General features: G+C 31.6%; 12 protein-coding genes and 1 pseudogene. 6 read left to right on the plus strand and 7 right to left on the minus strand.

Features of this window, described 5'->3' with window-relative positions; genetic code table 11:
* Window positions 1-15: 15 nt before the first annotated feature.
* Window positions 16-2,100, minus strand: coding sequence for an alpha-amylase family glycosyl hydrolase (locus tag MHB70_RS26995; RefSeq protein WP_061530401.1), 2,085 nt, complete (start codon window positions 2,098-2,100; stop codon window positions 16-18).
* 951 nt (window positions 2,101-3,051) lie between these two features.
* Here MHB70_RS26995 and MHB70_RS27000 point away from each other — a divergent pair.
* Both MHB70_RS27000 and MHB70_RS27005 read left to right on the plus strand, forming a co-directional pair.
* Window positions 3,052-4,305, plus strand: a complete 1,254-nt coding sequence (locus tag MHB70_RS27000) for an MFS transporter (RefSeq protein ID WP_061530400.1) — start codon at window positions 3,052-3,054, stop codon at window positions 4,303-4,305.
* Window positions 4,306-4,418: 113 nt separating this feature from the next.
* Window positions 4,419-5,000, plus strand: coding sequence for a hypothetical protein (locus tag MHB70_RS27005; protein ID WP_000162402.1), 582 nt, complete (start codon window positions 4,419-4,421; stop codon window positions 4,998-5,000).
* A 226-nt stretch (window positions 5,001-5,226) separates the two neighbouring features.
* Here the strand turns inward: MHB70_RS27005 and MHB70_RS27010 are convergent, their stop codons facing one another.
* The 4 genes and pseudogenes from MHB70_RS27010 to MHB70_RS27020 all read right to left on the minus strand — a co-directional run bounded on the left by MHB70_RS27010 (window position 5,227) and on the right by MHB70_RS27020 (window position 9,521).
* A complete protein-coding gene (locus MHB70_RS27010) occupies window positions 5,227-6,354 on the minus strand; it encodes a hypothetical protein (RefSeq protein ID WP_061530399.1) in 1,128 nt (375 codons plus the stop codon).
* 361 nt (window positions 6,355-6,715) lie between these two features.
* Window positions 6,716-6,793 (minus strand): annotated as a pseudogene (locus MHB70_RS31210) (SdrD B-like domain-containing protein); the annotation flags it as partial.
* A gap of 40 nt (window positions 6,794-6,833) precedes the next feature.
* The gene (locus MHB70_RS27015; protein ID WP_061530398.1) at window positions 6,834-8,255 is read right to left on the minus strand and encodes an MBL fold metallo-hydrolase; all 1,422 of its coding nucleotides are present in this window, start codon (window positions 8,253-8,255) and stop codon (window positions 6,834-6,836) included.
* Between the two features lie 66 nt (window positions 8,256-8,321).
* Window positions 8,322-9,521, minus strand: a complete 1,200-nt coding sequence (locus MHB70_RS27020) for an NAD(P)/FAD-dependent oxidoreductase (protein ID WP_061530397.1) — start codon at window positions 9,519-9,521, stop codon at window positions 8,322-8,324.
* Window positions 9,522-10,806: 1,285 nt separating this feature from the next.
* Between MHB70_RS27020 and MHB70_RS27025 the strand changes: the two genes are divergently transcribed.
* The 3 genes from MHB70_RS27025 (at window position 10,807) to MHB70_RS27035 (ending at window position 12,520) form a co-directional block, all read left to right on the plus strand.
* A complete protein-coding gene (locus MHB70_RS27025) occupies window positions 10,807-11,040 on the plus strand; it encodes a hypothetical protein (protein ID WP_000718494.1) in 234 nt (77 codons plus the stop codon).
* A gap of 225 nt (window positions 11,041-11,265) precedes the next feature.
* Window positions 11,266-11,511: a hypothetical protein gene (locus MHB70_RS27030; protein ID WP_000477969.1), complete on the plus strand. Its 246-nt coding sequence runs from the start codon at window positions 11,266-11,268 to the stop codon at window positions 11,509-11,511.
* A 31-nt stretch (window positions 11,512-11,542) separates the two neighbouring features.
* Window positions 11,543-12,520 (plus strand): CgeB family protein, encoded by a 978-nt coding sequence (locus tag MHB70_RS27035; RefSeq protein WP_061530396.1) that lies wholly within the window; start codon window positions 11,543-11,545, stop codon window positions 12,518-12,520.
* A 215-nt stretch (window positions 12,521-12,735) separates the two neighbouring features.
* Here the strand turns inward: MHB70_RS27035 and MHB70_RS27040 are convergent, their stop codons facing one another.
* Window positions 12,736-13,320: an ABC transporter permease gene (locus tag MHB70_RS27040; protein ID WP_061530395.1), complete on the minus strand. Its 585-nt coding sequence runs from the start codon at window positions 13,318-13,320 to the stop codon at window positions 12,736-12,738.
* Between the two features lie 569 nt (window positions 13,321-13,889).
* Here MHB70_RS27040 and MHB70_RS27045 point away from each other — a divergent pair.
* A complete protein-coding gene (locus tag MHB70_RS27045; RefSeq protein ID WP_061530394.1) occupies window positions 13,890-14,387 on the plus strand; it encodes a hypothetical protein in 498 nt (165 codons plus the stop codon).
* Between the two features lie 94 nt (window positions 14,388-14,481).
* Here the strand turns inward: MHB70_RS27045 and MHB70_RS27050 are convergent, their stop codons facing one another.
* On the minus strand, window positions 14,482-14,769 hold the full coding sequence (locus tag MHB70_RS27050) for an ArpU family transcriptional regulator (RefSeq protein WP_230306536.1): 288 nt from the start codon (window positions 14,767-14,769) through the stop codon (window positions 14,482-14,484).
* Between the last annotated feature and the right edge of the window lie 191 nt (window positions 14,770-14,960).

The raw sequence follows: 14,960 nt of genomic DNA on the forward strand, positions 1-14,960 counted from the left end.
AGTAGATTTATATCATTAAGTCTCAACCAGGATAGTTTTTTCTGCAGTTTGCCATTTTACCACAACTTCCCCCGTTCCAAACCTCGGTGTCTGATATCGATGATTCTCTCCCCCTTCAATAAGTAGTTTTTTATTTACCCTTCTAATAAATTTAAATTCAAGCAAGGTATCTGCTGGAACACTTATATCAAAATAACCAGTGGGAAATTGATACATGATTTGGTTAAAAAATGGCCCCACTGCTTTGCAAGGGTTCATATCCCCTAATGAATAAGTATTCCCCATTATAAAAACTTCACTCTCGGGTATTTCATATCCGTTTTCAATAACAAATCGAATACAAACTTGTTTTTTATTTAAGACCTCCACATGTTTATAGATATTACTTCTAGTTCCTTTATCTGTTACAACAGTAATTCCATATTTACCGTCGTTCACCACTGGAACTTTTACTTGAATACTAGTATGTGACCATGAAATCACTTCCGCCTCTTCTTCTTCAAAAAATACAGATCCTTTTTTAGAAGTAAAACCACATCCATCAATACAAATTATTTGACCAACCATAGTCATTTTATGTCCCACAGTTCCTATTAAAGGTAAACTATTTACTCCTTTATGATGCCAAACATGTACAGATCCTGGTCCGAGCCATAATGAATTTATACTATTATTCTCAACTGTAATTACCTCACCATCTAAAAGGCCCTCTAATATATCTTTATACTTTCTAGAAGGAAGTGCTGTTTTAACATCTTTTATTTCATATCCTTCTGTTAAATTTCGATTCAAAGCTATTAATACCACATCACTGCCAAAGCATCTTTCATATACATAGAGATTATCTGTTATATACCGTTCCTTAGTAGTTCCATATGGAAGTGCATTATTTAATCTACGTAGCGAAGATAAAGCTTGTATTATCTTAAAATTGTCTGTATTTACATCAAAAGATTCCATTTGACCACGATTATTCGGATCTCCATTCCCGACCATATACTGTTCTGTACCGTAGTATATAGAAGGTATCCCCCTTGAAGTTAATAAAAATACCAATGATTGTTCTATTCCACGTTTACTTTGTCCATTCATGTGAAAACGATCCATATCATGATTGTCAATAAAAGTAACAAGATTGTTCGCATCATTATAAGTTTGATATGTTTCTTCAATCATTTTGTGTAAACCATAAATGGAATCAATTCCATCTCGAAAAACTTCACGTACTTTATGAGCAAAACTAAAATCTAACAAACTCATACCACTATTATTTGCAAAATGAATATTTCTATGATCATACTCATTCGGATTTATATACCATTCACCAAAAATAAATACTGGCCTATGATTATAGATTGAATTTAGCCAACTTTTTTGCCAGCCGTATGACATGTGTTTCACTGCATCAACCCGTATGCCATCTATTCCTTGGTCTAACCAAAGTTTAATAGCTTCTTTAAAATACAAATCAATAACGATATTTTGATGATTTAGATCTGCAAGATCAAATAAATTACGATAAACTCCATCTTCATATTCTTCAAAATCCGTCCCACCATTATGATGAAAATAATGATTGTAATCATTATCGTATCCAGCAAGTAATAATCCATCATCATATAATCTACCATTTTCAGCATAGGTCGCATCATTGTGTAATGCAGGTGAAGTATGATTTGGTGCAAAATCCATAATAACTTTTATGTCTTTTGCATGAGCAGTTTTGATTAATGTTTGAAAGTCTTCAAATGTTCCAAAAAAAGGATTTGTTCTTTTAAAATCACGAGCCCAATACCCATGATATGAAGTACTTCCTACCAAATCATTTATTGGTGTAAAAATATTTTCAACCGGTTGAGATATCCATAGAGACGTCACACCAAGTTCAGTAAAATAATTTGCATTTAATTTTTCGATAATCCCTATCCAATCCCCACCAAAATATTTCTTTTTATTTCTTCTAGATTCATCGTATAACTCTCCTTTTGGGTTGTATGATGGACATCCATTAAAAAACCTGTCAGTTACAATTTGATATATTATATCTTTAGAAAAATTTACACTACTCCTACTAAATTTAAGCCTATCTTTTTCTTTCAAATGACAACCTCCATCCTATAGAAGTATTACTCCGCTATTTTCAAACATTCAGTACTTTACCCTTAAGTACCATTTGAAAAATAGTTAAAATGGATTTTCTCTCCTAACTAGTAACTAATGTTTTTTTATTTTTTATACAAAATAACGTCTACAAGTGAGTTCTACGTTTGTCCTGTAAACTGTACCATTTGATTTATGTCGAAGTAAGGGAAAAATTGTCATTATATAGGGAGGATAAATATAGAAAATCTTTTCATTGAATCAGCTTATAAAATGGAGAACTAATAAAATATATAGACAAAACATTTTTAATTTGGTAATATTCTCCTGAAAATATTTGGTAATTTTTTCAGGAAAGAGGAGTATTTAAAATAAATGCTAGATTTTTAATAAAATCACCATTTATACTACTAATTTCAATCTTATATGCCTAAATTAACTATAAAATATAAATATAGTTTCTGTTATTACAAATATTAAAAACCTAGGAAAAAGTTGTAAGGAAATTTCAAAATAATCTGGAGAAATATTTTATTTTTGAAAATCTTATATAAAAGTTAAAACATTATTGTACAGTTAAAATGCTCTCCCTTAAATATTCATTAACAATTTCTCTATACATTATAGACTTGCTTCTACCAATGTAATAATGCTATTAGTAGTTATTTTCATGTAATTTGATTTCATAAAAATTTTAAAAGTAATATATCTTAAAATTTTTATGATTAAAAAGTAATGTATAGGGATTATATTAGTTACTTATGTACTTAAATCTATCTCATCGCTGCCTTTATTACCTCAGAATAACAATATTTTATATTAATATAACTCTAATGCAGCAAGATTCTATTTCATTAGTCTTCTAATTAACTTGATTACTGAAATTCACCACTTTTAGTTTGTAAGCAAATTTTCAAAATTAAATACTTAAATTTGTGAGGTGGCCATACTATGCAACAACAAGTCGAATTAGATTCTTCTCTTGCTGTTTCTTCTAAAAAGACAATATGGAAAAATCGTACATTTACATTTGTATTTACAGGTTATACTTTGTCAATGTTTGGGAATTCATTTCACAGTATTGCTTTAAATCTCTGGGTACTGCAATCCACCGGTAGTGCTAAATTAATGTCTACCATTGCTATAACTCATATGGTTATGAGCATGTTGTTTTCTTCCATCGCAGGTACTGTCGCTGATAGGGTCGATCGCAGAAAATTAATGTGGATAACAGATATGATACGAAGTCTTTTGATACTGGGTATTGCACTTTGTATTGCACTTCCTGGCACACCATTTATTCTCATTATTATCTTAACTGCCCTCACTTCTTGCGCAGGGCTATTTCAATCTCCCGCCTTCCATGCTTCCTTAATCGATATTGTAGGAAAAGAAAAAGTTCAACAAGCAACTGGTGTATTAAATGTCGCAGATAACGTTTCCCGAATATCAGGGCTGGCTATAGGAGGAATTGTCGTTGCAGCCTTCGGTGGCAGCATCGCTATTTCAGTCGACGCATTTACTTTTATGCTATCTGCTATTCTAGTGTTGTTAAGTGGAAAATTTCCTAATTCTATTAAAAAATCCGATGTGAAAAAATCATTTCATGAAGACCTTATTGCAGGCTTTAAGTATATATGGACGAATCCATTTGCTAAGTCTGTTATTATTCTCTCACCCACTTTAATTACATTTTTCACCGCTTCTTTAATGCTTATCCAGGTAATGTCTGTAAAAGTATGGAAAGCAAATCCTATTGAATTTGGGATAATAGAATCCAGTATTCCAATAGGTTATATGTTAGGCGCAGGAATTATCATCTTTTTTGATAAAAAATTACATCGTCGTGGTTGGTGGATAATTCTTAGTATGGTTTTATTGGCTCCAATCTTTGTAGGAATATCTTTTGCACCATCAGTACTGTATGCAGTGCCTTTAATTCTACTCTTGGGAATACTTTTTTCGTTCTGTACACTGTTAGTCAATGTCATTATTAAGGTTGAAGTATCACCAGAATTGCAAGGTAGAACCTTTGGAACACTTGGTTCCCTTACGAGTATAGCATCACCAGTCGCTCTAGCTATTTCCTCATTTTTTGCTGATATATATGGTCCACCATTAATCTTATTAATAAATGGAGTCTTATTATTTATTTCAGGGCTAATTGTGCTGTTCTTTCTTAGATCAATTAGATCATATAAATAATAGTCTTTCGATATACCAAAAACACAGTAAGTATCTAAACATGAAAAATGCAGATAGTGTTAGGGATACCTACTCTTTCTGCATTTTTCTATACTACTTAAGGAGAGATTCATATGACCAAAAAAATCCTTCTACTAGGAACTTTTCTGTTAGCAGCTAGCCTATTAGGTTGCAAAGATACAGAACACAAGGATACTCTAAATAAAATGGAAACATCTCAAAAAAATCCTGAAGGTGAAAAAGAAAAAATTCCATTTAATAATATGACAACAGAAGAATATTTGAAGAACTATAATAATATAAAGAGTACATTATCTGCTCAGGATGTCAAAATTCTCCCATTTAATCTTGAGCTAGAAAAAAAATCTAATACATATAGATTTTATTATCCAAAAACAAGAGATGTTTCAGATAGAAATGCAAAATGGGTAAGTGTTATGTTAAGGGAAGGCGGAAAAATGATTGATGGCATTATGTATAATGGCCATGCAGATAAACCTACGATTAAAGCGATGATACAAGCTACTAACATTACATGGACTAATGAATTAGATCAATTAATTGATTCAATTGGACATGAAGATTTTTCAAAAACAGTACAACTTGAAAAAATGAAACTATCAGTTAAAGGTAATTCGAATAATATTACAGTTATGATAGATTCAATTAAGTTAAACCCACCTGAATCTCTTTAAAATAAATTATGTTCCGAATTTCTATTAAATATGTGACGCTCCTTTGATTTTACACTCAAAAGAAATTTATATAACCTTAAACACTTAACTATAACTATGAGACTATACAAAAAAATCGTCAGTGCTTTTAAACAGCGACTGACGATTTTTTATTCTCCTACACCTTTGTGACAAAAGGGCATCAACAATATGCTCCACCTTCTTATTTACTCTTAATCCCAAATCATTATTCAATGATTTCAAAAAGATTATTACCATTATTACCACTTGGTAAAATGAATTTTACATGTTGGTCTGCTGGAATAGTTATATAATGATATTGATCGGGTTTTGTTAATTTATTAGTACTTTTCCAAGTTCCTGAAGTCCAATAAGTTACTTGTGAAAAAAATGCTAGTGGCGGAAATTTCTCTGGATCAGATGGCTTATCATTTTCTGAAATAATTTCAGGTTTAATTCTAATTTTCTTTCCTGCCGCATTTTTAAATTGAAAATCGTAAACAATTCCATAATTCCCTTCAAGAGTTGGGTTAGAATTTCCTAGATGCCATATAGGTGCTTCGTATTCATTAATACCAACACGGGATTGAGGATAGGCTTTACTTGTTTTTGAACCTACATAAAAGCTACTTGTTGTCGCATTATCAATAACAGCATACCTTTCATCGTAATTATAATTAGCAGTTGAAGTATTTTTATTATAATTTTTAACCTGCGGTGTTTTTATGGAATCAAAGATTTCTGAAGGGCTAGGGAACTGTCCATCTGGTTTTTTCTTTGAAACAAATTGACGTAGTGTTAATTTTGTATTCGGAATGAATTTAATTTTCCCATTAACTGCAAAAGTGTCTTCTACCTCTTTCTCTAATATAAATACATGGCCACCTGCTGGAATAGTAATAGCTTGATCATTGCTACTATTTCCATATTTAACTATAGTACTAGATGTAATCCCCATTATGTCCCAAGAACCGTCAGGGCTAACCGGGTATGCCGCATTTACAGCGCTATTTTTAATTCTTATAGTTTGTGGTATACGATCTTCATTGTGTATAGCATATCCAAATTTCAATGTAGCCCCAGTATAATTTCGATTAAAAAATTCAGCACTATATTCTTGATTTGCTTCTAATTTTCTTTCGTTTGTGTAGTAAGCATACTTACCAGCGTCAAAGTTCGATCCCATATTTGGATTATCGTATACAACTTCAGGTGCATTTGTATATATGTACTTTGCCCCGCCTTGGTTATATTTTACCTGTGTAATCGTAGAAGCATCTACCCCTCCTGAATCAGTTACTCCTAAAAACAAAAGTGACGTTAGCAAAACTGATGAAAAAACTTTTCTTTTCAAAAATACAGCTCCCTTCCATTTATTACAACTAAATCTAGCATACGCTTCACATACAATAAATGTAAATAAAATATACAGCTGTTGTTATTGAGAAATACTGATTCATTTAAAGATAAATCCCTTTGTTCATTATGTATGTATCAATAACAACTTATAATGGTTTAATAGTTTTTCTACTCTAAGTTCACAAATACACTAGTTTATCCAAATGAAAATCCCTAGCGAGGTTACGCTAGGGATTTTCATCTGGATAAATTAATTAAATCTAATGTTATTAATTCATTCTAAAATATTTCTTTAAATAAAATAAGCATCTCCCACTTTTAGTTTAATAGCTAGAAATAGGCGATGCAATTTCTACCTATCGAACTAGATTTTTTTTATATCCTAACTGTATACTATCTATATTATAAGACTTAATAATTTCATAATATCTCGTTTATTTAGTTGCAGGATTAAAAAACTAGTTTATAAAAAAATTAATTCTCGTATGGTAATCCCGACTTTTTCCACGCAAGAAATCCTCCCTTTAGATTAACTACTTCCTTTATACCAGCTCTTTGTAAAATACTAGCTGCTATAGCGGAACGTAACCCCGTTCGACATTGTAAAACTATTGGACAATTTTTCGGTACATCATCTAGCCGTTCAAGTAGATTACCTAAAGTGATATGTATTGCATCATGAAGATGTCCTTCATCCCACTCTTTTTTACTACGCACATCGATAACCTTTACACTTTCATCTTTTATTAACGGATATAATTCATTTGATGTTTTTTCCTTATAAATCTCTAAACTTTGGAATCCTTGAATTACCTTTGAAGGTGCAAAAGCAATAATATTATCAAAGCCAATGGACTCAAAGTCTCTAATAACTTCCTCCACTTTAACCTTTTCCGTATCTAAAATTATTAAAGTTTCTTTTTTATAATCTAATATTCCCCCACACCAAGTTGTGAAAGAATTGTTATAAGGTATGTTAATTGACTTCTCGATGTGGCCAGCGGCAAAACACTCTACATCCCTTATATCAACTATTTGCTGAACATCCCTCATCACTTCTTGAAGTTCTTCTATTGTATAAATAACAGTATTCTTTCCCTTCTTACGAGTTGGTGGACCATACTTATTTAAATTCTTCATTAATGGGAAATACTTTGGGGGCTCTGGTTGTTCAGTCAATAAATTCGATACAAAATTATCTTCATCATTACACTGAAACGCCCAATTAAACATCTTTTCATAACCTAATGTAGAAGTTGGAATTGCTCCTAATGCTTTTCCACAGGCACTTCCTGCACCATGTGATGGCCATATTTGCAAATAATCGGGGAGTATTTTTATTTTTTGTATAGAATCAAATAATTGTTTCGCTCCTATTTGTGCAGCATCTTTAATACCGACAGCTGTTTCTAATAAATCAGGTCTTCCTATATCTCCTACAAATATAAAATCACCTGTGAATATTCCTATCGGTTTATCATTCGTAAAATTATTTTGACTTGTATCAGTTACTAAAAAAGAGATACTCTCAGGCGTATGCCCTGGGGTATGAATGCCATTGAATTTTATATGACCAATCTTAAACTCTGTGCCCTCTCTAACTAAATTGTATCCGCCCTCGTTAAGATATTGATATTTCCAATCACTATCTCCTTCATCTGATACATATAAATTTACATTAAAAAGAAGGGAAAGCTCTCTAGACCCAGAAAGAAAATCTGCATGAATGTGAGTCTCAGCCGCAGCAATTATTTCCATCCTCTCTTTTTTAGCAAATTCTATATATTGTTCTATATAGCGGCCAGGATCAATAACAATTGCTACGCCTTCCTTCTGACAACCAACTAAATAGGAAGCATGAGCTAATTTTTCATCATAAAAATATTTTAAAAGCATAGCTATTCCCTCCAAAAACTTATTTCAAATTACTTCTCGGTTTTTCCAACAACTCTCTATCTTTCCTTATAGAATCCCTTTCAACATTAAATTCCAATACATATAGGGCAACATATATCTTTTAAGTAAAAACATACTATACCGTTCTTTCGCTTGATTAAACGGAAACGTTTCTTGAGGCTCATGTTCATAGTTAAATTCAGCGAGTATAAGACTTTTATATCCTGTAACAATCGGACAGGATGTATACCCATCATAATTAGCCTGCAAGTCTCTGCCATTAAGTACGTCCAAAATATTTTGTTTTAAGACAGGTATTTGTTTTCGAATTGCCGCTCCAGTTTTAGATGTAGGTAAATTGGTACAATCTCCAAGTCCAAAAATATTCTTATATTGTACATGCTGCAAAGTATAAGGACTTATATCTACCCACCCCTGATGATTACTTATCTCACTTTCTTTAATAAAGTTAGGTGGCCCCATTGGTGGAACAACATGTATCATACTATATGGTACTGTTTCTTTTTCCATTGTTTGCGTATCTTCAAAAATTGCTTCTCTCTTTTCAGCGATAATTTCAACTAAGTTTTTATTATAATTCGTTATAATTTGCTTTCTTTCTAGTACTTGTTCTAATGTATCTGCATAACGTGGCACCTGAAATATGTTAGCGTTCGCAGAATAAAACATTACTTTACTTCTGTTTCTAACACCGCTATTACAAAAATACTCTTCTGCTAAATACATAATCTTTTGTGGAGCGCCACCGCATTTAATAGGAGTATTTGGATGGGTAAAAATCGCATTTCTTCCTTTAAATTTTTCAATTTCTCTCCAAGTTGAATCAACATATTTATAAGAGTAATTACTACAAATCCCATTATTCCCAATAGACTCTTTTAAGCCTTTAATACCTTCCCAATTAATTTGTATACCGGCTGCTACAATAAGAATTTCATACTTAAGCAGCAGTCCATCATCTAAAAGTATCTTATTTTCAGTCGGAAATAACTTAACAACACTTTTAGGAATCCACGTTGCTCCTTTTGGAATAAGCGATTCTTGATCACGCATCGTACTTTCCTTTGAAACAATGCCTCCCCCCACTAAACTCCATAGTGGCTGAAAGTAATGTTTTTTTGACGAATCAATAATCGCTATACTTTCTTTCAATAGGGGGACATTTCGTAATAAATGTGCAGTAGATGATAGTCCTGCAGTCCCAGCACCAATCACAATAATTTTATAACTATCTCTGGTCTTCATTATCCTCCTCCTGTCTGAAATTAATTTTTAAATTAACTCATTGTTAGCCTTATTTCATCGTAGTAACAATATTATAAGTTATAAACACTATTATTTTTTCTGATTTAAATGAATATTTTGTTAATATTACCCATTGAAATTACTATATGCGTAAATCTCTTATGTTACTTCTTTAATTTGTTTCAAACACTACAAACTTTACATTTTCCAATGTTATCCTGTATAATATGTCACTTTATTAAAAGTTAAATTTCTAAAGATAATGAAATGCAAGTTCCTTTGGTATGGTTTGTCCATCCTCCTTTTCAGGGGACGGACAAAAACAAACTTATTCCAATAGCACTGATTTTCCGAATGGGAAAGTCCACTACGGTGCAATAGCAACCACTTTAGGGGTGGGATGAGAGTGAGGTTAAATGCGATGTACAGATAAAATACCGAAGGTACGTTCTGCACATCGCATATTAGAAATAGTATAATTTTCATAATAGACAAGTAAAAGTCTCTAAAACAATCTTGTTCTCTGAAAACAGAATACATATGAGGTTGGAGTAACAAATTCTTCTACTCCGTAAAATGTATTGAATCGTCAAGCACAAGATGCTAAAACACAATTGAGAACTCACGTTTGGTAATAGAACGAGTGCCGTGTCTGCTATATGCACTGGATACGGAGTGGTGATGGCACACCGCAATCTTACACGTGAGCGATACTAGAAATAGACTTCGCCTTTGGTAGCAAGAATCCCACTGAAGTTAGTCAGCTTGTGGCTTTGGCCGTGAGAGTGTCAAATATATGTGCTTTATTCTTTAATTTTGTTTACACATTTAAACGAAACGAGCATATGATATTATATACTAATCCAAAAACCATATTGTCTACTTTCTAAGAGCACTGATCTGTGTTCTTTTTTTGTTTTCAAATTACTCTAGATTTCCATCGATACTACTAAAAACTTAAGACTTGTATCTCATCCTACTCAAATACCATTCAGTATAGCTCCATGTACTTGTTATCTCCTACCTCATAATTCCGATCCATATCAATTGAATCTTGCAATAGCTGATCACTAGATCATACAATATCTCTTTCATATATCTCCTTACCATTTTTTATCTTTTAAACTTTTGTATCTTAATATTTGATAATTATCATATTGATCATGAAGGGATAAAACCAGAAAGTGATTTCTATTAGTCCAAGCACTTCATATTTCAACCACATACACTATAAAATGTTTGGAGTTTAATACATTATTATAACTTAGAGTTAGGAGGGTTTAATATGGCAGCATGTGAAGGTTTAGCTTGTGTTATATTCTCTATATGGCCAGTGGGAACAATTGTTACAGTTACTACTAGATCAGGCCAAATTATTGGTCCTGCTACTTTTTCTCAATTTATTCCAAATACTTGTGCGGTGATTTTAGTTGAAGAAGATGTGATTACCCCCTCTTCTACCAATACTATATTCATAAGTTGTGAGGATATAGAAAGTGTGACTTTAACCACTCCTTAAAATGATTCATATGGTTCTAGCTTAATCCATATTTAAGACAATCTAATGAATGTTTTTTTTCATGAAAAATCTAATCTGTATGCCCTAAAGTTCTCCATTCTAATGTATCTATTATTTCAATAAATTGCTTTAATTTAAATTTTTTCTCTTCTAAAGGTTACTTGTCTACACATCGTTCTACAAACTTTCATATGATATAGTATATTGTTTAAAGGAGGGATAAATTTGTTCTTATGCAATTTATTTGGTTGTTCAGGTGGAGTATGTAGTATTTTTAAAAATTTACAACCAGGCGAAGTCGTTACTGTGACTGGTAAATCTGGAAATATTATTGGACCTGCTATTTTTACAAATTTTAATCCTAATACTTGTATCGTCACATTAGAAGAGGAAAATTCAGTTACTCCTCCTACCACAAGTATTACTAAGATTAGTTGTAAAGAAATAGAAAGTGTTACATTTTTCTCATAATATATTTTAAACCTAAAGCAGGGATTGAAATATGAAACTCTTATACATTACTTCTGGTTACTCAAAAATCTATCAATATTTAGATCAAAGCATACAGGGAACACTTATCGATCAAAATTTCGAATGGTTAGCAGTAGAGCCGAGTGAATTAATACAGCAATTGGATTTCATTACAACAACGTTTCATCCCGATATTGTTTTCACCTTATTAGGTAATCATCTACCACAAAAAGCAATCCAATATTTTAAAAAAAGAAAAATTAAATTAGCTGTCTGGTTAACTGAGGATCCATTTTATATAGATACCTCTCTTCTCCTATTAAATAACTTCGATTTTATATTTACTATTGACAGTGAAGCACTTAAATATTACACAGCCTTAGGATATACCAATGTGTATCACTTACCTTTAGCAACTAATATAGATGTATTTAAACCTAATCTAAAAATTCCAGAATATAAAAGTGAAATATTGTTTATTGGATATCCTTATCCACTCCGAGTAAAATTGATACATTTTCTTTTGGAAAAAACCCCTTATCACTATACTATTATTGGTCAACACTGGAGAAATAAGTTATTAAAAAAATGGAAGAATCACGGAAGAATTAAGATTATAGAAGAATGGGTTCCACCTCAAGAAGTTGCACTCTATTATAATAACGCTAGTCTTATTTTAAATCCTCATCGTAGTCATCTATTTCCACAAAATAAAAATAATAATAAAGTAAAAAATAATACCATTAATAACCGTACCTTTGATATTGCCGCTTGCCAAGGCTTTCAAATTATTGAAGAAAAATCTGACCTTTCATCTTTCTTCAATAAAGATGAAATTATATCCTATAACAGCTTTGAAGACTGTTTAAATAAAATATCCCATCATCTAGATGATACGATTTCAAAAAGATTAATGGTCGAAAAAATTCACACAAAAGTGATTACACAGCACACTTTTCATGAGAGAATCCATTTTATAACGACTATTTTACAATCACACCTTCATTAATTTAAAAAGATTCCCTTCTGCATATAGGTGCACAAGGGGATCTTTTTAAATTAATCTATTCGTTCTACAGATAATGCCCATAGATAATTAAAAAACGGTGTAAATTCACACTAACATCTATAATCATCCCTCTTTTTATCGAAAAAAAAGACCTGCATTAACGCAGGTCAAATATAAATTAGGGATTGTTCTTAGATAAAATTATTGACGATCACTTATTCTTGTGGAGACGGGAATCTTGCAGCTTCAAAATGCGTACTATTTTCTACATTTGAAATAACTCCAGCTACGCTACTTTGTGCAAAAACCTCAACTACATCCCCTGCATTCAATTGAATTATTGATGAAACCGCTACAACATTAGCAAAGTTTATTGGACCAAAAAAATCATTATCTATTGCAATTGCCGGATTTCCATTAACTCGAATTTCTACCCGCGCTCTATAGTTTGCGTTTAGATTATTGGGAATGAACGCAATTGTTCCAATAACAGAGTAAACGCCTCTTGTCTTTTGTAAAAAAATGGATGTTGCAGGGTTATATTCATTTGCTAAATCAAATTGTTCATTTTGGAATAAAACTTTAACAAATGTATTTGCTGGCGCATTCTGATTAACTGTGCTCACAGCTCTAAAAGCAGATGCTCTTACAAGATTGTATCCGTTATCATCAAAACAACAATTAACTTTTACATTAAACCAAGGTTTTTCATCACATTTTTCATAACTCTTACTGCCTCTATGACAATCATGATATTTCTTTTTGTAATCCTTACAATGATCACTGTAGTAATAAGACATACTAGATTCTTCCTTTTAATTTATTACTACATACTATGTAAGGTAGATTAGAATAGTTTGGACAAACTATTACTATTTTTAATAGAATTAAAAAAGCCCGACCAACAATCGGGGCAAGGAGACAATACAACATCTAAATTAGAACAACCACATCATATACTATCTATATCAATAGTATAAAATACTAGAATTTCATTTTCACTAATATAAAATTTATTTTTTAAAATCCAACTCTTCTAAAATCTGATTTCACCCTCCACTTGCATAAAAAATCATTTCACTTAATCATTCATTTTTCGAAAAATCATTTCAAATACCTTTATCAACTCGTTTTTGAATATTTCAACAATAAATTAATATACAAACCTTGCATAAACTATTCGTTTCTTTCCCTAAGGAAACACTTTTAAATTTTGACAACTCTTTGAACGACGAATTATTATACATTATTTAAAATAATTGTATAATTTTGTCTAAACAAACGTATTTACACTTCATTATGTCAAATATAGACTGGAAAGCGTAAGGGAAAGATATATTCCTAAAAAAACATAGGGAGGCTTTATAGAATGGGAAAAATAAAAAAGTGTGCGGGAATGGCCTTAGCAGGCGCAATTGGATTAAGTGGTTTAAATTTATTTAATACAACAACTGCCAGCGCTGCAGAGCACGAGTCATCTTTAAATTCAAAGCAATTCATAAACATTTCTAGTCCCCAGTTACAAATCAACAACTTACAAGAAAACATTAATGCTCGGACTAGCGCTAAAATTGTAGGGAAAAATATTCAACTTGAAATTTATAATTTGGAAAACCCCTTTAATACACAGTTCTACAAAAAAGTGTTATGGTCTTTTGATGCGGATCATCCATTTGGATCAGAAGAATCACCTTCATACTTTCATTATGTAAATACAAAATCAAGCAGTTCAAAACTTAATTATACTAAAGCTAGCTTACCATTATGGAAGTATCCAGAAATAAAAGAAGATACAACAATTTACGGCTATGTTCAAGCAAAAAATGGACACTATTATCCAGCTGGATCAACACAAGTTACTAAATAAAATAATGGTAACGCTAAACTAATACTCTAGCATTCCTTTCCCAAAGTTAACATAGAGTAAAATTTTAAAAAAGACACTCTTATAGTGTCTTTTTTTATATAATCCCCAAAGCTGTAACTATCAACCAAATAGTACTTTTTTTATTTTCATAGAAATTATCGCGCCTCATCATCAACCAGTTATAAACATAGGAATCTTTGATTTTCTCATTCCCCAAATACTTCAATTCAATAATCTGCTGCTGATCTTTATCAAACGCATTTTGCAATGTCCGTTCAATTTGTTTGAAACATATCACATGATTCTTATCATCTTTTATTTTAGGAAAAAGAACGATGCCCCCGCTTGAGCCTGTTCTTCTTGATTTTTCATCCGAACGCACAATGCCTTATAGTTTTTCAGCTCCTTCACCACAAGACTATGCATTTCCTTTTCATCGATGTCCTCAAAAAATGACAATTGATTCATACGATACGGTTCCCCTCCGTTCGATCTACTTACTTGAATGGTTAGCCTTTTTCTTATCCATACTATATTTATGCATCTAGATTGTCACTTTTAGAACGAGCAGTT

The sequence above is a fragment of the Bacillus sp. FSL M7-1020 genome (genome assembly GCF_038050415.1).
Lineage (GTDB): Bacteria > Bacillota > Bacilli > Bacillales > Bacillaceae_G > Bacillus_A > Bacillus_A toyonensis.